This is a genomic window from Leptospira stimsonii (assembly GCF_003545885.1).
GTDB lineage: Bacteria > Spirochaetota > Leptospiria > Leptospirales > Leptospiraceae > Leptospira > Leptospira stimsonii.
The window spans coordinates 215001-233984 of sequence record NZ_QHCT01000004.1 but is presented as its reverse complement, the minus strand read 5'-3'; the positions used below and the strand labels follow the sequence as shown (position 1 = coordinate 233984).

18 protein-coding genes (1 of these 18 cut by a window edge) are annotated in these 18984 nt (G+C 42.6%); 8 read left to right on the top strand and 10 right to left on the bottom strand.

The window, feature by feature from the left end; translation table 11 throughout:
• Positions 1–245 precede the first annotated feature (245 nt).
• Positions 246–767 (bottom strand): DUF1564 domain-containing protein, encoded by a 522-nt coding sequence (locus tag DLM75_RS15515; RefSeq protein ID WP_118969622.1) that lies wholly within the window; start codon positions 765–767, stop codon positions 246–248.
• A 355-nt stretch (positions 768–1122) separates the two neighbouring features.
• On the bottom strand, positions 1123–1848 hold the full coding sequence (locus DLM75_RS15510; RefSeq protein WP_069609813.1) for a response regulator transcription factor: 726 nt from the start codon (positions 1846–1848) through the stop codon (positions 1123–1125).
• Positions 1849–2075: 227 nt separating this feature from the next.
• Between DLM75_RS15510 and DLM75_RS15505 the strand changes: the two genes are divergently transcribed.
• Positions 2076–2507 (top strand): DUF4279 domain-containing protein, encoded by a 432-nt coding sequence (locus DLM75_RS15505; RefSeq protein WP_118969405.1) that lies wholly within the window; start codon positions 2076–2078, stop codon positions 2505–2507.
• Here the strand turns inward: DLM75_RS15505 and DLM75_RS15500 are convergent.
• Complete coding sequence (locus DLM75_RS15500) at positions 2496–2822, bottom strand: STAS domain-containing protein (protein WP_118969404.1); 327 nt, start codon at positions 2820–2822, stop codon at positions 2496–2498. The two genes, DLM75_RS15505 and DLM75_RS15500, sit on opposite strands and share 12 nt — an antisense overlap.
• Before the next feature lie 125 nt (positions 2823–2947).
• Here DLM75_RS15500 and DLM75_RS15495 point away from each other — a divergent pair, with 125 nt between their 5' ends.
• From DLM75_RS15495 to DLM75_RS15480, 3 genes are all read left to right on the top strand, one after another.
• Positions 2948–3895, top strand: a complete 948-nt coding sequence (locus DLM75_RS15495; RefSeq protein WP_118969403.1) for an amino acid--tRNA ligase-related protein — start codon at positions 2948–2950, stop codon at positions 3893–3895.
• 231 nt (positions 3896–4126) lie between these two features.
• Entirely contained in the window at positions 4127–5242 is a 1116-nt protein-coding gene (locus DLM75_RS15490) for an OmpA family protein (RefSeq protein WP_118969402.1), read from the top strand.
• Positions 5243–5698: 456 nt separating this feature from the next.
• Entirely contained in the window at positions 5699–7972 is a 2274-nt protein-coding gene (locus tag DLM75_RS15480) for an aconitate hydratase (protein ID WP_118969400.1), read from the top strand.
• 344 nt (positions 7973–8316) lie between these two features.
• Here DLM75_RS15480 and DLM75_RS15475 read toward each other — a convergent pair whose 3' ends face one another.
• On the bottom strand, positions 8317–9015 hold the full coding sequence (locus DLM75_RS15475; protein ID WP_118969621.1) for a TetR/AcrR family transcriptional regulator: 699 nt from the start codon (positions 9013–9015) through the stop codon (positions 8317–8319).
• A gap of 257 nt (positions 9016–9272) precedes the next feature.
• Between DLM75_RS15475 and DLM75_RS15470 the strand changes: the two genes are divergently transcribed.
• Together DLM75_RS15470 and DLM75_RS15465 are read left to right on the top strand one after the other, a co-directional pair.
• Entirely contained in the window at positions 9273–11027 is a 1755-nt protein-coding gene (locus DLM75_RS15470) for an ArnT family glycosyltransferase (RefSeq protein ID WP_118969399.1), read from the top strand.
• A complete protein-coding gene (locus DLM75_RS15465; RefSeq protein WP_118969398.1) occupies positions 11024–11374 on the top strand; it encodes a Cys-rich protein in 351 nt (116 codons plus the stop codon). The genes DLM75_RS15470 and DLM75_RS15465 overlap by 4 nt, the downstream gene beginning before the upstream one ends.
• On the opposite strand, the gene DLM75_RS15460 is transcribed toward DLM75_RS15465, so the two are convergent.
• Complete coding sequence (locus DLM75_RS15460) at positions 11368–11964, bottom strand: lytic transglycosylase domain-containing protein (protein WP_118969620.1); 597 nt, start codon at positions 11962–11964, stop codon at positions 11368–11370. The two genes, DLM75_RS15465 and DLM75_RS15460, sit on opposite strands and share 7 nt — an antisense overlap.
• A gap of 104 nt (positions 11965–12068) precedes the next feature.
• Between DLM75_RS15460 and DLM75_RS15455 the strand changes: the two genes are divergently transcribed.
• The gene (locus DLM75_RS15455) at positions 12069–14366 is read left to right on the top strand and encodes an ATP-binding protein (protein WP_118969397.1); all 2298 of its coding nucleotides are present in this window, start codon (positions 12069–12071) and stop codon (positions 14364–14366) included.
• Entirely contained in the window at positions 14363–15031 is a 669-nt protein-coding gene (locus DLM75_RS15450) for an LIC_20245 family lipoprotein (protein WP_118969396.1), read from the top strand. The genes DLM75_RS15455 and DLM75_RS15450 overlap by 4 nt, the downstream gene beginning before the upstream one ends.
• Positions 15032–15107: 76 nt before the next feature.
• Here DLM75_RS15450 and DLM75_RS15445 read toward each other — a convergent pair whose 3' ends face one another.
• From DLM75_RS15445 to alr, 5 genes are all read right to left on the bottom strand, one after another.
• The gene (locus DLM75_RS15445; RefSeq protein ID WP_118969395.1) at positions 15108–15644 is read right to left on the bottom strand and encodes a DUF1564 domain-containing protein; all 537 of its coding nucleotides are present in this window, start codon (positions 15642–15644) and stop codon (positions 15108–15110) included.
• A gap of 300 nt (positions 15645–15944) precedes the next feature.
• Complete coding sequence (locus tag DLM75_RS15440) at positions 15945–16739, bottom strand: hypothetical protein (RefSeq protein WP_118969394.1); 795 nt, start codon at positions 16737–16739, stop codon at positions 15945–15947.
• Entirely contained in the window at positions 16736–17647 is a 912-nt protein-coding gene (locus DLM75_RS15435) for a hypothetical protein (RefSeq protein ID WP_118969393.1), read from the bottom strand. The genes DLM75_RS15440 and DLM75_RS15435 overlap by 4 nt, the downstream gene beginning before the upstream one ends.
• Positions 17648–17666: 19 nt before the next feature.
• Positions 17667–18809, bottom strand: a complete 1143-nt coding sequence (locus DLM75_RS15430) for a 1-acyl-sn-glycerol-3-phosphate acyltransferase (protein ID WP_118969392.1) — start codon at positions 18807–18809, stop codon at positions 17667–17669.
• 65 nt (positions 18810–18874) lie between these two features.
• Positions 18875–18984 carry the 3' end of an alanine racemase gene (alr, locus tag DLM75_RS15425; protein WP_118969391.1) on the bottom strand. Its footprint extends 1030 nt past the window's final position, so only the last 110 of its 1140 coding nucleotides appear in the window; the start codon falls outside the window, past its right edge; it ends in the stop codon at positions 18875–18877.

Here is an 18984-nt window from a genome sequence, read left to right as displayed (position 1 = left end):
ATACAGATTAGCTGACATCACCTTCGCATTTTTAAGTGGTACCTCCTATTTCAATTAGATTGGAGCCGGAGATTCCTCCTCTGAAAAATAAAATTATCTAAATTAAAAACCTCGCGAAATATTCCTTTTTTGCGTAAGTTTTTCCGAAGAATCTTTCGTTTCAGAGTTCGAAGAAAATTCTTTTCTTATGAAAGAGCCGCACTGAACTAGAATGGAAAATCGGAAAGGATTAATTGATTCTTTTCCTATGTTCGAGGAAAGGAGAAAATCGGATTCGGTTCAAATTCAAGACGCTTTATTATTCTATTTTTTGAAAGATCGAGAAGAAGAATGAATTTATAATATTTGTGAAAGGTGGGAGATCCTGAATTAAAAACATTTGAAATAGAATTTCCGACTCCCACTTCATCGATCCAGAGGAGATAGTTGAAAAGGTAGCAACGCGAAACACCGTGTCCTTGGGCAAGGGTTCCGAGGAGTATCCAATCTCTTGTTCGAATTCTTGCGTTGATTCTTTTCATTCTTCCCTTCCCGGCGTTTGCTTGGTAGAGAGTCTTTCCGGCTTTTCTATTCAGTCGTTTCGAAGAGGCGATGTATTTACTGTATTTTTTTAGAAGTTCAGGAAGCCTTTTCGGAAGTTTTTTGCGATCTTTCACATCGAGTCTTTGGAGATACTTTTTTGGAACAAGCAATGTGACTACATCTGCTGAATTTTCATTAAAGGAAGAATGAATTTCAAAATCCTGATTTAAGAATAACGCCTTCATACCTCTTACGGTTCTCAAAAGTATTTTTGCATCGTCCCAATTTGAAAAAAATCTCCTTTTTCAATATTTTTTTTACTGGAGGAGAAGACTCTGTTTATTGGAAGTTTTTCGAAGGTGAGAGTTCCCACGTCTTCTTGTGCCAAAGTTCGAATTGCGCTTATTAGGAAGGTTTGAAAATAGAATTCTTCTTAAGTATTTGGTGAACGAAGTAAGGAATGCAAATAGAAGCGTGGAGAAAGAGAAAATTCTTCGAAAAAAAATAAAAAGCCCGGAAATATTCCGGGCTTTTTATTAGGAGTTCCCACTATTGTTCTCGGTGGACACTCCCTTCAATGGGAGATTGATTTTACTTACTTCAGTCTGGGATTACAATATTATCATAGTTGTCGGTAAAGCGATATCCGATTCCCCAGATCGTTTCAATCCATTCCGGTTGCGCCGAGTTTTTTTCAAGTTTAGAACGAATTCTCTTCACGTGAGAATCTATCATTCTTTCAAAGCCGTCCCATTCCATTCCCCAGACTGCTTCTAAGATCATTTCTCTAGAGAAAACCTTCCCCGGGGAAGCGGCCATCAATTGTAGGATGTCAAACTCTTTCCGGGAAATATTCACGATGTTATCTTTGAGAGTGACTCTTCTTCGAACAGGATCGATTTTCAGAGAACCGCGGATAATTTCCCCGCTTGCGCCGACGTTCGGTTTGATTCCCGCTTTTTTATCCCATCTCCTAAAAAAAACGTCGACCCTTGTCTTGAGTTCTCTAACGGAAAAAGGCTTTGTAATGTAATCATCCGCACCCAATTCGAGTCCCATGATTCTGTCGATTTCTTCATTCCTTGCAGTAACGATGAAGATTGGAGTATTTTCGTCGTTCCTTCGGACGGTCCTGCAAACTTCGATTCCATCTATGTCGGGAAGGGAGAGATCCAAGATGACCATGTCGGGATGGTTTGCTTTGTAGAATTTAAGACCTTCCTCTCCGCTTGTCTGGAGAGTGGTTGAATAGTGCGCCGAATCTAAGGATTTTCGAATTAAATTTCCAATATCCGGATCGTCCTCAATCACTAAAATTGTTTTCATTATCAAGCCCCCGAGAGAGATTAGAGGATAAATTTACCTTATCTGCAACAGATAAAACCGATGAAATGTTAATAAAGGAAAATTTTTTATCCGACACATTTTTACCAGATTCTCATCCGAATTTATATTCTGAGAATATTGAAAACAGTCCTCAAAGGTGAAAAAACTGTGAATTGTGTTAAATTGTATTTAAAACGACTTAAAAATTAAAACTGTGTGCTAAATTCATGAATGCGTATACAAGCAACCCGCTTACCTGGGCGATCCTTTCAGTAAATGAAGACGAACTCAATTCAGAAGATGTTACGAGACAATTGGACTTAAAACCTGATTTCAGTACCCCGAGGATGGCGACCGATAAGGAAGGAAAGCCTCTCGGTTTTGGTCACTGGCAACTTCATTCTACCTTGGATGCGCATGCGCCACTGGAAGAACATATTCTCCAGATTTTAGAGAAAATTCTTCCTTCCCGCCATAAGGTGAAAGAATTCTCCGGGAAACATAGCCTCTGCTTGTATGTCTCCGTAGAATTTGCAGATCATTCTCTAAAGGAGACGGAGATATCCCCGAAACTTCTCCTTCTTTTGGGGAGTCTCGGAATCAAGTTAATTTTTCAGCCTTGGAAGAGGGAAGAAAAGAGAAGACGTTCAGAAGATTAAGAGAGAACGATCCATTCTATAGAATTGAATGAGCTTCTTAAAAGCTGGACTCGCACCGGTTAGAACCAAGGTTCTGTTTTTCAATCTCAGGTCGAATGCGAATGAAAGAATTTTCATTGCGACTGGAAGAGGAAGGACCTGAACCCCTCCGAGATTGATCTTTACATGAAGGCTCGACTGATAGAAGACAAGCGCGAGGATGGATTTTAACTCATCGAAGGATGATTCGTCGAAGATCGCGGTTAGAGGTACTACTTCCGTGGACTGTCGGTTCTTTCGGATTTCGAAATGCTGATACCTTTGGATAGGGTCCATTTTTTTTCTTCAATCGTATCTTTCTTTGGAAGCCTTTTTTGTGAGACATCCTACAAGAGAAAGATTCTAAAAGTCAGGAGAATCTTTTTTTGGAATGAAATCAAGGAGGAAAAAGCTAAAGTCAGATGAATGAATTGAGCCGGGAAATTTTGATTCGGAGAGCCAAATTCTTATCCGTTATAAGAAACTTTTTTGAAGAGAAAGATTATCTAGAGATGGACACGCCTTGTCTAAAAGCCGTTCCTTCTATGGAACCGTATCTGGATCCTTTTTTGGTTCATTCCCCTTCTCAAAATGAGAAGGGATATTTAATTACGTCTCCTGAATATTCTCTTAAAGAAATTCTCTCAAAAGGATTGGAGAGAATTTACGAAATTACCCACACGTTTCGTTCGGGAGAAGAAGGGAGTCCTTTTCATAGCGCGGAATTCCTGATGTTGGAATTCTACACTCTCGGAATGAGTTTGGAAGGTTTGATGGACTTTTGCACGGAATTCCTTGAAGTCCTCGAGAGGAGATTTCAGCCTTTCGGTTTTCAGAGGAGCGACGTCCGAAGAATTTCCGTCGAGGAAGCTCTCCGAGAATATGCCGGATGTGGGATCTCTCACGAGGAACTCAATCGTGTAGTGAAGGACCGAAGACTTACAGCAAATCCGGATGAAGAGAGGACGTATGAAGATTCTTTTTTCCTTGTCTTCTTAAATCTCGTGGAATCAAACCTTCCGAAAGGTTTTAATTTCCTCTATCATTATCCTCCGGAGCTTGCCGCTCTCTCTCAGATTGAAAACGGTTTTGCGAGAAGGTTCGAGCTTTATTTCGGAAACTTAGAATTGGGAAACGCGTTTCAAGAGCTTACAGATCCGGAAGAACAGTTTTCTCGTTTTCGTTCCGAGCAGAATCTTCGGAGAACTTTGGGAAAGGAGATTTTCCCGATCGACCCCGGGTTGGAACGGGCCCTCCGAGAAGGAATTCCGAATTCTTGTGGGATCTCCATCGGTTTGGATAGACTTTTCTTGTCTATCCTCGGAGGGGCCTCTCTCAGAGAAACGAGCCCTTATTATGGGAAGTTCTGACAAACAAAGGGTCAACAATTCGTTTCGAAAGTTCGATACTATATATACATAGCTTCTCTCTAACAAAAATTTATTCTTTTATAGGAAGACCTGAGATAGAATGGGAAAGTAGGACCTCCATCTTTCAAGGGGATTGCCTGGAAATTCAAAAGATAAAAAAAAGAATCCCATTACGGACCCGTAATGACATTTTGAAGAGAAAGAACAAAGAGAAGGGACTAAAAACTTTGGTTGCAGGGAATGAATTCTTCCCTAAATCTTGGTGCGGCGGGGATCATGGCGAAAAAAGAAAACTACTACGTTACAATCAAGGGTAGAAAGTACGACCGAGAGCTCATTCAGCTTGCGGAAGAATTTACTTCGAGCAAACGCGATGGTAGAATTTCGGTGAACGACGCGAAGCAACTCTTAAAAGCGGTAAAAGATAATAACAGTTATACGGATATCGAGAAAAATACGATCGAGCACATTCGGGAAAATTACAAATTCACGGAAAAAGCGGACGAATGGTTTCGGACCGAAGTTCGAAAATGGGCGGCAAAACGGGTTCAAGACGGCAAAAAGAAGAGTGAGAAAAGTGTCTCTCTTCACGTTCCGGAAGAAGAATCTCCTGAGGCAAATTTCCCCGCGAGTTGGGGAGAAGAAGACGTGGGAACTCCCCAAGAATCTCCAGCGAGAGAATACACGAATTATATCCCGACTCCTTCCGCAAAGCCGCATCTTAAAAAGGACAAGACGGTTCCGATTCTTATCTTCCTCGCTGGACTTCTGATTCTTCTTGGATTGATCTATTTTTTCTGGACCCTTTTCTCATCCGAGAATAAAGAAAGACCGATCGAAACGGCAAGAGTCGTTGAAGAGAAAGTTCTCCCGAAGGAAAATGTGGGAACTCCCAAAGAAGAAAAAAATCTTCCCTCAAAAGAGAACAAGGCAGAATCCGAAAAACAATCCTCTTTCTCTTGGTTTGGAAAAGGGGACGCGGAAACATTCTCTTCCAATCCGAAATTCAAGACGATTGAAACAAATCCGATTCGCTTTGAGAAAAATAGCATCCAGGTTCATAAGGAATCGAGACCAAGTCTCAATCAACTTTCAAGATGGATGAAAGAGGATTCTAAGATTCGTGTGAAAATCATCGGGCATACGTCTCTCGAAGGAACAGAGGCCGTAAACCGAAAGGTTTCCCTTCTCCGGGCCGAGATGGTTCGGGATTATCTTGTCGGAAACGGGATTTCCGGAGATCGATTTGAAATCATTCCTAAAGGTGCGAGTGTTCCGATTGGAGACAATTCCAAAGAGGAAGGAAAGGAAAAGAATCGAAGGGTAGAACTTAGAATTCAGAACTAAAATCTTTATTCCCCTCGAAAGAATCCGGAGAAAAAATTCTCCGGAGGACCTCCCACTTTTTCTCATCCAAAACCGGTTTTTTTCGGGATCATTTCTCCCTGATCTTGAAAATTAGAATTTCATCATTGGATTCTAAGAACTTTCTTTTGGTGTGGGAACTCTCACCTTTTCAAAATCCTATTTTTCAATCTTCTTCTGAAAAATCCTATACAAACTAAATGCTTGCAAGAGCATGAATTTATAACTTGTCCCCATATTCGATGAACTAAAAAGGACAGTGTTTTGGTGCGGATCCGATCTTGACGAAAGAAGGAAATCCAAACGTTCCCTTCCCCAAAAAGGATCCCAACAAAACGGACAGCGCTGAAGGCATCTTTGGATGCGCCTTAAGAACTCTTCGGTCCGCTCTCTTTGGTGTCGCACCAAGGACAGGTTTCAATATCAACGGAGAAAACAATGGCATTCGATATAGAAATGATTCGCGCCCGATACGCAAAGATCGGGGATCTTGTTACAAAAGCGAGAAACGTTGTTGGACGACCTCTTACTCTTACCGAAAAAATCCTCTATTCTCATCTCTGGGACGGGGAACCAAAAACAGCTTACGAAAAAGGAAAGTCTTATGTGGACTTTGCTCCCGACAGAGTGGCGATGCAGGACGCGACCGCGCAGATGGCGCTTCTTCAGTTTATGTCCGCAGGAAGAAACACCGTCGCTGTTCCTTCTACGGTACATTGTGATCACCTGATTCAAGCAAAAGACGGCGCAACGGAAGATCTAAAAACCGCAAACGACGTAAACAAAGAAGTCTATGATTTTCTTTCTTCCGTTTCCAACAAGTACGGAATCGGATTCTGGAAACCGGGTGCGGGAATCATTCACCAAGTCGTATTAGAAAATTATGCATTCCCCGGCGGAATGATGATCGGAACTGATTCTCATACCGTAAACGCGGGTGGCCTCGGAATGATCGCGATCGGAGTCGGTGGGGCCGACGCGGTGGACGTGATGGCGGGAATGGCTTGGGAATTAAAATTCCCAAAACTCATCGGAGTAAAACTCACCGGTAAACTTTCCGGTTGGGCTTCTTCGAAAGACGTTATCTTAAAAGTGGCCGGAATTCTTACCGTAAAAGGTGGAACCGGCGCGATCGTAGAATACTTCGGAGAAGGCGCGGAAAGCCTTTCCTGCACTGGAAAAGGAACGATCTGTAATATGGGCGCGGAGATCGGAGCTACCACTTCCGTTTTCGGTTACGACCAGAACATGAAAGAATATCTCTTGAACACGAATCGTAAAGACGTTGCGGAACTCGCGGACAAAATCAAGGAACATCTCAATGGAGACAAAGAAGTCTACGCGGATCCTTCGAAATATTTCGATCAGGTGATCGAGATCAATCTTTCCGAACTCGAACCACATATCAACGGTCCGTTTACTCCCGATTTGGCGACTCCTCTTTCCAAGTTCAAGGAAGCGGTCGCGAAAAACGGTTGGCCGACCAACTTGGAAGTCGGACTCATCGGTTCCTGTACGAATTCTTCTTATGAAGATATCACACGCGCGGCTTCGATCGCAAAACAAGCTTCCGAGAAGAATCTGGAAGTCAAAGCGGAATACACCGTGACTCCGGGTTCTGAGATGATTCGTTATACGATCGAAAGAGACGGACTCATCAAAACATTCTCCGATATTGGAGGAGTGGTTCTCGCGAACGCTTGCGGTCCTTGTATCGGTCAGTGGAGTCGTCAGACAAAAGATCCGGAAAGAAAGAATTCTATCATCACTTCGTTTAACAGAAACTTTGCGAAGAGAAACGACGGCTTTGCGGGAACTCACGCGTTTGTCGCGTCACCCGAAATCGTAACCGCATTTGCGATCGCCGGAAAATTGGATTTTAATCCGTTAACCGACACTCTGAAGAGTAAAGACGGAAAAGAAGTAAAACTCGATCCTCCTACTGGTTTGGATTTTCCTCCAAAAGGTTTCGACGTAAAGGACGCGGGCTTTCTCGCGCCGGCAGAAGACGGCTCCAAAGTAAACGTTGCGGTGGATCCCAAATCCGATCGTCTTCAATTGCTTTCTCCGTTTACTCCTTGGGAAGGAACCGATCTAAAAGGATTAAAACTTCTCATCAAGGCGAAGGGAAAGTGTACGACAGACCATATTTCGATGGCCGGTCCTTGGTTGAAATACAGAGGACATTTGGATAACATCTCCAATAACCTTTTGATCGGCGCGGTAAACGCCTTTAACGATAAAACCAACGCGGTGAAGAATCAGCTAACGGGAGAATACGAACCCGTTCCTCAAACCGCAAGAGCTTACAAGGCAAAGGGGATCGGATCGATCGTAGTAGGGGACGAAAACTACGGAGAAGGTTCTTCGAGAGAACACGCGGCCATGGAACCGAGACATCTCGGCGCGAGAGCGGTTCTTGTGAAATCCTTTGCGAGAATTCACGAAACCAACTTAAAGAAGCAGGGGATGCTTGCTCTTACGTTTGCAGACAAAGCGGACTATGATAAAATTCAAGAAGAGGATACGATCGACATTCTCGGTCTGACTTCTTTTCAAGAAGGAACTCCTCTGACTCTCGTTTTACACCACAAAGACGGATCTAAGAATGAGATCAAAGTGAATCATACGTTCAATGCTCAGCAGATTGCTTGGTTCAAAGCGGGAAGCGCTCTGAACCTGATCAGCGAAGAACAAAGAAAGAAAGGGTAAGCTTTTTCGATCGTCTTCTTTTTAAGATTTTTTCTTAGAAAGAAGACGTTTTCTCTCCTTCTCGTAATTCCTTTTTTCCCATAAAAAGTCGTACCTCTCACCTTCGATGAATCACTTTACCAAGAAAAGAAACTGAAACAAGAATCGCCAAAAAGTGAAGCGTTTTTGTAGGAGCTCTTACTTCTACATCATAGTAAAACTCTGTGAGAGTTCCCACATTTTCCTAAAATGAAACAATTTCGCGTCGAGGAGGAGAGAAGAGGTCGACAAAGCGACCGAACAAGCCGGAAAGCTCTTGTGGGAACTCTCACAAGATGCAAATTCTTCTAGGAAACGTTTTTAACTTACTTCGAAGATTTTTTCTTCGTTTCGGGTTCCAAACCTTTTCTGATGACTCTTGCAATTTCTTTAATCGTAGCTTGGATTTCTGCTGGGGGAATTTTATAGACGCACTGGCCCATAAAACCTAACGCGAAGGTAAGAGATGAGATTGCATAAGCGATCGATTTGAGGTCCGCTTTGGGGTCGATTTTCCCAGCCTTCTTGAATTTCTCAAGTTCGGCGGTGAACTCGGGAAGAGCCTTCGTATAGATTTTTTTCTGGATGATCTGACTGACTTCCGGATCCAAGATGATTTGGCTCACCGCGACTTTCATAAAATCTTCGGCTTCTCGAAAGTCTCTGCATTTTCCGGACATGGAATACTGAAGACTTGCTTCTAAATCTTGATAACTCTCTTGGTTTTTTTGACGCGTTGAGGTTTCATCCGAATTGATTTCATCGGATCGGGTAAGAATGGCTTCCAAAAGACCTTTTTTGTTTCCAAAGTAACGAAAGATCAAGGCTTCGTTGGCATTGGCAAGTTTCGCAATATCTTTTGTATTGGCCGCATCATATCCTTTTTTCGCAAAAACTTGTATGGCGGCTAAGAGAATGGCGGTTTCGGTGGCCGAACGGTCCCGTTTTCGGATGATCGTTTCACAAGCATTTTCATCCTTTATGAGTTGTTCTGAGTTGTTTGCCTTCGACCTTGCCGATTTCATTTTGATCCCTATAAAAGTTACGTTGGAAGCGGTGTCACTCACTATTTCCAGAGAATTCCCTGATAGGAAGTCTTTCAGAACGGAGTCGCATTAACACACGTTCGCTTGAATAAGACGCCCGATAACGGAACATCCTTTCAATGAGACCCTGTCTTCCCTTTTTTCCGTTCTGAATTTTAATCTAGATTGTCATTTTCTGAGCGTTTGAAAAAGATTGCAATAAGTAAGTAAGCAATTACATAAAAAGAGGACGTAAAATGACGCCAAACTCCTCCCGGAAGATCGGTTCTTCTTTCATTTCCAGTGTTTCGCAGGAAGGTTCTTTACAAAAGATTTCTTCGAATCGAAGGGACCTCCTGATCGCGGCGGTTCTCTTTGTGATTTCGGTGCTTCTTTTATTTCCCAACATCGGATCAAGGGCAGTGCTTCCTCAAGGAGACGAAGAGATGCACATCGCCACGATTCGAGAGAGCATTCAGAGCGGAGAAATTCTTTTCCCCAGATTCGAAGGGATCATGAACCTATATAAACCACCCGTACTCTTTTGGACTGGTATCGCATCCGATTTGATTTTTGGTATGAGTCTAACTGCGGAAAGACTTCCTTCTTTGTTTCTCTTTGCAGGTACGGGAATTTTGATTTATTTCGCTTTGAGGCTTTTCAAAGCGGCTCCGATCTATTCTGCGATCATCGCATCCAGTTATCTTCTTACCTTGGGAGTTTTTAAATTTTCGAGACTAGTGATGATGGAAGCGTTGATGACTTTTCTTCTTACGCTTTCCACGTTTCTCTTGCTCGTATTTTTCAAAAAGAAAAATCGTTCTTATTTGATCGGAGCCGCCTTCGTATCCGGGTTTGCTTGTTTGGTAAAAGGGCCATTGTTCCAAGTATATTCCGGAACTTTGTTGGCGGGTTGGGCGTTCCTTCACGCGTTTCAATTCACAGCCAATGGAGAATGGTCCGGTAAAAAAAGATTTTTCAGGATGACATTGGATCAGATTCTCTTTCACACGATTTCTCTCGGCGTCCTTGCGCTCTGGGGAGGAATTCTGACTTCACTTTCACCGGCAGGAAGCGCCTTTCTCAAAGTATTCTTTTTTACCGAGAACTTAGGAAAATTTTCTAACGCTACGACGAATCAAAATGAGTTGATTATCCTTTTGGGGTGGGTCCTGTACTGTCTTCCTTTTACACCTTTCCTTTTGGAAACGATGTCGAAGTCGATTCTAAAAGTAGCTCCTAGTTTTGGAGGAATGATAGGCAGGACCCTTATTTTTTCTACGGTTGCAATTTCCATAATACACGAATTGCCGAATCGAAAGGATTATTACTATATTCTTCCGTTGATTCCTCTAGCGTTTATCGGAGTCGGCCTGTATTTTTCCAGAAGCGAACAAGAATCCGCGTTATCCGGAACACTATCGAGAAACTTTCAATTTTTGGTCGTGGTCTCCATCGTCTTAGGACTCGGTAAGATCCTTTTGGATTTTCGGTCAGGGCAGGAAGCATGGGTGGATCTCCTCTGGGTCGGTTTTGCGAATCTTGTAGGAGCCTTCTGGATGATTCCCGAAAGAAAAACGGTGCTTTATAAGACTTCCCTGACTCTCTTACTCGGAACCGGATTCATGTTTTATCTGCAACTGATTCTGATTCCTTCGGTAAATCTTCCCGACGTTCCTTTGAGTGGAAGAATCCAGGAAAGTAAGAATCTTTGTGTCATATCCGAAAATCCTTGGGTTGCATTGACGTTTAAGAACGCATTGCCTACCGCGAAGGTGGAACATTCTTTACCCGGAGCGCAGAGGAATTGTATGGATGGAAAACGAGACGTAGTTGTTTACAGAACGAAAGCTTCGCTTCCGAACGTCTATTCGCCCGCACAGTCTTGGTCGATTTGGAAAAGAGATCTGGGAGTTAAAGAAATTCTAATACACCAGGATTGGTACGATAGAATCCAACTTTACAGCTCCGAGGCGATTCTTTCCGAAAACTCGAAGTCGGTTAACAAATGAATTCTACACTTCGACATCTGGTCCGGTACGCACCGGTTTATGTACTTTTGATTTTGATGTTCGGTGTAATGCTCATCAAATACGGAAGGGCGATTCAAAAGAACGAGTTCTATTCGGAAGAATCCAAAGAAGTGTGTCTAACGTATTGTACAAAATTGACGGGCTGTGTAACGGAAATGTTTCCCGGAATGGTGGCAAAGGAACAATCCGCGAAGATCGAAAATTCATGTCTTAGAGGATGCAGAAAACACTTCGACAAGATGCAGGTTTGTCTCTCCGAAATCGAAACCGCGAGTTGCAAAACTCTCACGGGATGTCTCGAAACCGAAATTAAAAAATACTATTGAGCTTCTTCGTAGAATTTTTTGACTTTCGCGACGTATTTCTGAGTTTCTTTGTAAGGTGGAATTCCACCGTATCGATCGACGGCGCCCGGGCCTGCGTTGTAAGCCGCAAGGGCGTGATCTAAATTCTTATATTTATTTAAGAGATCGCTTAAGAATTTCGTTCCGCCGGCGACGTTTTCAGCCGGATCAGAAGGATCGTCGACGCCGAGGAGACTCGCGGTCGACGGCATAAGTTGCATCAAACCGATTGCGCCCTTCGGGGAAACCGCGTTCGCTTTGAATCCGGATTCCGCTTTGATGACGCTCTGGACGAGAGTTGGGTCGAGGTGATTCTTTTCCGATTCCTTACGAATGATTTCAGCGAGGGTAGGTTCGACGCCTTTGAGTTCGCCTCTTGCGTTTCTCCAGGATTCCGTTTCCGAAGCAGGCTTCGGAATTTCTTGGGCCGATTTGAGAATCGATTCAAAGTTCGCGCTCTGGGTTTTTTGAATCGGGGCGGGAGCCTCCCGAACAAATTGACTCGGAAGACTTTCGATCTCGCGGATTCGATTCAAGATGGACTGTACGGTGGGAAGTTCTTCGATCCTCATATTATGTCTCTCGGAAGATTTCTCAAAAAGGATGACCTTTTTTTCTTTTTGATGAAAATTCAAGGGATTCTTGATAATTTGAAAGCCTGTCAAATACTGCCGCTGTGATTGAAATTGCCATCACTTCCAGAATTTCGGCATTCCCCATCTTATACGCAAAGTCCCGGGGCTTTTTTGAAAAAGAAGGCATCCAAGTTCAGGTGCGGATTCTTGAGAGTTACGATGCCATATTAGCATTTTTAGGTACTGGAAAAATCGAAGCAGGAGAAATTCCGTTTACGACTTGGTTGGACCTGCATCTCAAAAGGACCGCTCCGAACAAGTCGATTTATCGAGGAATGATCCTTTCGAGAATGATTCACTCTTTTTATTCAAGATACAATTCCAGTACGGATTCGATTCTGGATAGTACGCCGTATTTAGTTCCCGTCTTGCAAAATACTTCTTTGGATAAGTTGCTTGCACAGGAATTTTTGAGATCGAGCAAGTTTCGAAAAAAAATCAGCTGTGCCTACGTCTCCTCTCGCCCTTATCTTTTGGAATATGAATTCTCCCAGACGAACACGTTAGGGTTGATCGGTTCGGTTCAGGAATCCCATTTTTTAAACAACGGCTTTAGAATTTCGGACGGAAGAGATCTTCCGCCGTATCGTCTTCCCGTGAATATGCTCGCGTTCAGCGGAAAATTCGCGAAAACGTATCCGGAACGAATTCAGAAGGTTCAGAGCGCAGTGACGAGAGCGATCCAATCCTTGATCGAGAATACGAACGAATCTACGGATCACGCGATTCACGAAAGTGTTCCCGAATTTAAGATCGAAGCGGACCAGCTTCATTATTTTTTTAAACAACCGTCTCAGGATTTAAAGGAGATGCTTTCTCCGTCGGCCGATCCGGAGGAATTGGAATATCTCGGAAGAATTTATTGGAGATCGATGGATCATTTGACAGAGCCGCCTCCCGTATTGCTGGAAGCGCTACAGATCGCCGCAAAAGACCCGATTCCTCAATATCCGGAAGCGTTGAAATCAAGAAAGACTGCTCTGATGGAAGCGCAGTTTAGTAATAAGAATGAATCCAGTCTTCTTTTACAGAAGGCGGGGGATAGAAGAGAACTGGGAGATTTGGTTACGGATCTTCAGAATCTCGTACTCAATATCTATAATTCCAAAAAAACGGCCCGTCTGCCGATGATCCCTCTTAAGGGTACTGCCTCGGCGATTCGAACAGGCATCAATTCTATGTTGGATTATCTCTTTCAAGAAATTCGTGCAAAAGAAATTCATAATTTAGCAATAGATAATGTGTTGATGATGCAGGGATTAGAGATGGACAAACGGGCGATGGAGCTTCAATTCTCCGAAGATCGTTTCAGCTATCTATTCGAATTTTCTCCGATACCCGTGATTCTTCTGGATTCCATATCCGGAGCCTTGATCGGAGGGAATTATAATTTTCGAAGTCTTACCGGATATAGTAAAGACAACGTAAACAATCTAACTCTGGAAGATTTGTTTCCCGGTTTAAGCGAAATGAGCGAGTGGTCGTCTCCCAATAAATCGGCAGAGACGATGTTGCGCGTGGATCAGGCGAAGATGAGACTCAAAGATAAATCCGAAATGCAGGTGTCTTTGAGTATTACCGCATTATTTGAAAGGGCGAGAAAAATCTATCAGGTTCATATCCTATTCGATTCCGAAAAGAAGGAAACGGAACAGGCGAAGCACGAATTTATTTCGAATATAAGTCACGAACTTCGTTCTCCAATGACGAATATACAGGGTTACTTCGAACTTTTAAGAAATGAGTTGAATTCTTCTCTTTCCAAGGATCAGAGTGGAATGTTGGACGTGATCGAGAAGAATATCAAACGATTGAATCATTTGATCGAGAACCTGTTAAAATTCGAGGAAGTGAGAGGAGACGATAATTCAGGTTTGGTTGAGAATTTCGATCCGTCTCTTGTGATCGAAGAAGTCGTTTATTCCAACGGGCCATCGGCAAAAGAGAAGGGATTGGAAATCGAAGTCGGGTTATTGAAAAAGTTGAAGATTCGAGGAATTCGTTTTGAATTCTCGCAGGTAATTACGAATCTATTCGTGAACGCGATCAAATATACGGAAAAGGGAAAGATAGAGATCAAGATGATTCAGCCCGAAGCAGGAAAGCTGGAGATCCTTATTAAGGATACGGGAGTTGGAATCGATCCGAAGTATATCGAAAAAGTGTTCGAACGGTTCTTCCGAATTCCGAACGACAGAAATAAGAGGATCGGAGGAACCGGTCTCGGTCTTTCCATCTCGAGAACGATCTTACACAAGATGAACGGAGAGATCACTTTAGAATCGAGAGTGAACGGTGGAAGCACGTTTAGAATTTTCTTACCTCTACAAACAGAATGAAAAAAAATATATTTTATGCGAGTCTTGGGATCGCCATCCTATTCTTAATTTATCTTGTTTTTGCGAACGGAGAAACTCGATTCTCCGGAGAAAATGAAAAATTGAAGAGTGGTCTGAGCAGAAATACGGTTGTTCAAGATGAGAATTCTCTTTTTGAATCCGGTAACTTTTTGGATTTTTCGAAATCGGAAGTTGCCGAAAATTCAGAGACGGACTCGGGTTCGAATGAGGTTTCTTCTGAAGCCGCCGAAGGCGGCTATTCCAGTCTTTCTCCCGAAGAAAAGGAACGGTTGAGAAAGGAAGTGATCCAGAAAGTCAAACCTCTCGCAGAACGTTTTCCGAATAACAGTATGATTCCTCGAGAATTGACAAAGGAAGAAGAGGAAAAAAGAAGAAAAGACGAAGAAAGAATTTCCGAAATTCGGACCGCGTTGCTTGAAGGAAGAGAAGTTGAAAAGCCGGAGATGAAATTCTATTTGGATTCTAAGATCAAACGATCCAATGATATGGAGGAAATCTTAGAATACAGTCTGAAGTTTTTCAAAGATTCTCAGAAAAACTTTCCCGATTCTTCTTTAAAAATCATTCAAGAGCGTTTGCAAGTGATTCAGAAAAGTAGAGAAGAGTTGGTCCAGGTTAAGAAAAATTTGGACACAGGGGAATAAAATTTATACTTGGTTGCCATTTGCAAATTTTGACAACGCGTCGGTCATTGATCAAAATGAAGTAGTTTTGTTTGCTCTAAGACGTTCTTATCCAATAATCCCCGTAAAAAATTGGGAAAATGGGGTTCGGAGTGAACTCTAATTTTCTGAAAATCCTTTTGCTTTGCAGATCCAAGTGCCAGATGAAACTGTAATAGCTGTGAAATGTGGGAGCTCCCGCATTTATCGTTTCCACGATAGAATCTCCAACTTCTACAGAATCCAAAGCCAGCATATAATTAAAAAGAAAACACCGAGAGACTCCGTGACTCAGCGCAAGTAGACCCAAAATATTCCACATTCCGGACTCGACCCGAAAATTGATCCGAATCATCTTGCCTTGATCTTTTTGATAAAGAATCTTTCCCGCCCTTGCGTTCAGCCGAGAAGCTCCAGCGAGAAATTTTCCATACCTTCTTAAAAGTGCGGGAAGTTTCCTTCTAAGATTCTTTTGTTCTTCCGGTCCGAGACTATGATAATAGTTTTCTGGAACCAGAATAGTCACTACGTCGTTTTTTCTTTCCGTTAAAGTAGATTCGATGAATTGGTCCGCGCGAATTGAAAGCATTTCCATACCTTTTACGGTTCCGATGGCGGTCTTTTCCGTACTTCGATCGTTTCAAAAAAGAGAATTTTTTTAAAATAAAATTCGTTCTCGGAAGAATCGATCGGAAGTTCCGGCTCGGGAAAGGGTGTATCGCTTTTGAATATCAACGGGGACAAGGGGCCATCGATCATCCGACCAATAAAGCCGATTTCGGAAAAGCGGATGAAGAGCTTGTTTCAAGATTGAAATTAAGAATCGAAAACTGAAATTTCAGAAGGCAACAAAACGAAGCAACAACGAGAAAATAAGAAGGAAGGAATATTCGAATTATTTTATGTTCTTTCGTTTTTTTGCCGGAGTTTTTTTCTTCGCCTTTCCCTTTTTCTTAGGGACTTTTTTGGAAGACTTCTTCTTCTCTTTTTTCGCAGAGGAAAGCCCGGGAAGTTTCATTCCGGCGATCGTATAGGCCAATTCGATCAATTCTTCTAGACCCAGAACACCCATGATGTGGAGATTCTTCTCGAAACCTAGGGTTCTTAAAAACAAAAGAAGATTCTGAACTCCGAAAGCCTGAATCAGTCTAGGAATGTCCCCAACTCCTCTCTTTCGAATCCAAATCCCGGATTGTTCCGGTGTCAACTCTTGGACAACCGGAATCAATTCAGTCGGCGGAATCTGCAAGGAAAGTTGGATGAAATTCTGAACACCCACTTCCTTAAGCAATGCGACCGACTTAGCCGCACCGATATTTTTTAGAAGTTCCGCGGATGATTCTTTGCCGGTTTTCAAAGCCATTTCGGCGATATCGGACGCGGGGAGAGATGTGGACAAAAGCACCAAGTCGTCCATGGGAATACTATTTGCAAAATACGTAATGTCTCCGGGCTTCACCGTGGACAAAAGTACGACTAAGGTTTCTTCGGGAATTCGATTTAAGAATTCGACGATCGTTTTTTCATCGAGATTTTGGCTGATATAAAGAAGAGTTTTGTGATCTACTTTTTCGGAAAGGGAATATAACTTTTCGTATCCAAGAGAACGAAACAGTTGAAAAGATTTACCCGTACCAAGTTTATCAAGATATTCTAATGCCTTTCCGATCTGATTGATCACTTTTTTCATCCAAGCACATCCTCCAGAAGTCCGGATACAAGTCCAGTCAGCGGTTTTTGTTTATGGATTGCAAGAATGTTCGTAGCCGTGTTCTTGGAAACCTGATCGCGAAAACGAACGTATTCTTCTTCAGAATATCCTATAAATTCTTTTAGAGTTTCTCCTCTGTATTCGTTTAAGACGGAATCTCTCAGGTTTTCGTAGAACTTCTCCACACTCGTTTCCAAAAGAGGATCTTTGGCGACCGAATCCCTTAACTTTTCGAGATGTTTTCTCAAATCAGTCGATTCCAAATGACCCATTTCCGAAAATCCGGATTGAAAAAGAATTTTTAACGTATTGCGAATCAACGTCTTCCCCGCTTCGCTCTCGGAAGAGGAGTGAAGAATCTCGGCCATTCTTTCCGTAAAACCCGGAAGGAGCGTTCCCAAGAATCCTGAAATTTGTTTTTCAAAGCCAGCGGCTTGAAACACTCCAGCAAGAGGATTCAGTTTTTTATTAAATTCTACTAATATCTTTTCCAGACCTTGCGAAAACATTTCCTGTATCGGAGATTGATTGAGGATCTTCATCAAAAAAATCTTGGATGGAGCGGCGACCGTGCCGGTCGCCAATTCTAAAATCGCTTCCTGTGTTTCCAAGCTCATCGCTTCGGAAACCGAATTGAATGGGAGCAGGGCCTGAACATCCATTCCTTGCAGAATGATTCTTACCTTTTCTTCTGGAATTCGAATCCCAGCGATCGGTTCTAAAGAAATGGAAAGCCTTTCCGGCAAAAGTTCCTTCAGAGTGGAATTGAATAAAAAGTCCAGACTTCTATTTAAACTCTTTTGAACCTTCTCTGTGTTTTCGATCCATTCCTTTGCCGCGGTTTGGTATTCTCTTTTCGGAGAAAATAGACGTTTCCAAAATCCCATTCTTATTTGAGTTCCTTGATTAAGCGAGAGAAGGAAGAATTTTTTCCAACTCCGGTTTGTGATACGTGAGCTGATTGGCGTGATACAAGAGAATATTTTTTTTCAGAAGATTTCTCGTATCCCCTTCCTTTTGAAGTAACTTATCCGTTCCGGAAACGTTTCCGTTTCCATCGAGCTTCAAGAGTTTATGATCCAATCCTTTTTTAAGAATGTTTTGAAACGAGTCTTCCAAGTGATTCGTAAATAATTTCCCTGAAATATGAATCCCTTTGCTTTTTTCTTTGAGTTGGGAAGCCAATGTTTGCAGACGTTTGAAAAGAATTTCTTTTCCAAGCTGAGAATCCGGTCCTAACTGCATTAGAATTGTGGAAAGTAGATTCCCCGATGTCGCCACGTAATTCTTTCCCAATCTTTCCTTTACGATGTTCGTCACTTCGTCGCTGGTTGCGTCTTCTGAAATTTCGAAATTCTCACCGTAAGCGATATGAAGTTGGGCTTTCTTCGCGGAAATATAATCGTATGTCAACGTGAAGGAGATAAAGTGAACGTCTTTGATTTTAGTCCGTATGTAATAGACGCCTTTCTTGATCTGATTGAGGTAACCGTCGTGGTTGAATGTGCCTTCCGGGAACAGAAACAGATTTCTTCCCGAACGAACCCTTTCCACGAGCGTGCTCCATTCTTGGTCGACCATGTTTCTAAGTTCTCCGCTCTTGATCAGCTCTCTCGCGTTATCTCGGAATGGACGTTTTACCGGGAAACATCCGATGTATCTTAAGAATGTCGGAATGACGTTCGTCTTATCGATCAACCCGAAGATCAGTTTGAGAGTTCCTTTCGGACGAAATTCTTTTACTAGGAAATTCTTCCTTAAAATATCTTCTCTTGCGGGAATTGCGAACTTGATCTTGGGTTGAATCACTCTGTGAACCGCAGACAACGCTGGGACGTCGCCTTCTTCCACGTGATTTCCTATGATCACGGTCGGGTAGTTCGCTTTGAGAATCCGGTCGTGATTGGATTCCTCGAAGTATTCGTCGATCGAATCGAACATCAAACCTCGCGTTCTATAGACAAGGCCGATGAGCCAGTCGTAGGTTTTGGTTGAATAGACGATCTGAGTTGGATTTGAAATTGTAGAAGTAGCGGAGGTCTCTTGCATGCGGCCCCTATTTTTGTTTTTTATCGATCGTTATGATACAAGTTAAGCTAAGAAACAAAGAGTTTCTAGTCTACAACAATCCGGGGGATGGATTCGCTGATTCGAGTCGTTATCTCGTAGTTGATCGTATTGGTTTTATCCGCGATATCGTCCGCGGTTACGGTTTCCCCGTTGT

Bases quoted from the DNA above. Each gene is read 5' to 3' on its own strand.
- DLM75_RS15515 (WP_118969622.1), bottom strand. From the start codon at position 767: ATGAAGGCGTTATTCTTAAATCAGGATTTTGAAATTCATTCTTCCTTT.
- DLM75_RS15510 (WP_069609813.1), bottom strand. From the start codon at position 1,848: ATGAAAACAATTTTAGTGATTGAGGACGATCCGGATATTGGAAATTTA.
- DLM75_RS15505 (WP_118969405.1), top strand. From the start codon at position 2,076: ATGAATGCGTATACAAGCAACCCGCTTACCTGGGCGATCCTTTCAGTA.
- DLM75_RS15500 (WP_118969404.1), bottom strand. From the start codon at position 2,822: ATGGACCCTATCCAAAGGTATCAGCATTTCGAAATCCGAAAGAACCGA.
- DLM75_RS15495 (WP_118969403.1), top strand. From the start codon at position 2,948: ATGAATGAATTGAGCCGGGAAATTTTGATTCGGAGAGCCAAATTCTTA.
- DLM75_RS15480 (WP_118969400.1), top strand. From the start codon at position 5,699: ATGGCATTCGATATAGAAATGATTCGCGCCCGATACGCAAAGATCGGG.
- DLM75_RS15475 (WP_118969621.1), bottom strand. From the start codon at position 9,015: ATGAAATCGGCAAGGTCGAAGGCAAACAACTCAGAACAACTCATAAAG.
- DLM75_RS15470 (WP_118969399.1), top strand. From the start codon at position 9,273: ATGACGCCAAACTCCTCCCGGAAGATCGGTTCTTCTTTCATTTCCAGT.
- DLM75_RS15465 (WP_118969398.1), top strand. From the start codon at position 11,024: ATGAATTCTACACTTCGACATCTGGTCCGGTACGCACCGGTTTATGTA.
- DLM75_RS15460 (WP_118969620.1), bottom strand. From the start codon at position 11,964: ATGAGGATCGAAGAACTTCCCACCGTACAGTCCATCTTGAATCGAATC.
- DLM75_RS15450 (WP_118969396.1), top strand. From the start codon at position 14,363: ATGAAAAAAAATATATTTTATGCGAGTCTTGGGATCGCCATCCTATTC.
- DLM75_RS15445 (WP_118969395.1), bottom strand. From the start codon at position 15,644: ATGGAAATGCTTTCAATTCGCGCGGACCAATTCATCGAATCTACTTTA.
- DLM75_RS15440 (WP_118969394.1), bottom strand. From the start codon at position 16,739: ATGAAAAAAGTGATCAATCAGATCGGAAAGGCATTAGAATATCTTGAT.
- DLM75_RS15435 (WP_118969393.1), bottom strand. From the start codon at position 17,647: ATGGGATTTTGGAAACGTCTATTTTCTCCGAAAAGAGAATACCAAACC.
- DLM75_RS15430 (WP_118969392.1), bottom strand. From the start codon at position 18,809: ATGCAAGAGACCTCCGCTACTTCTACAATTTCAAATCCAACTCAGATC.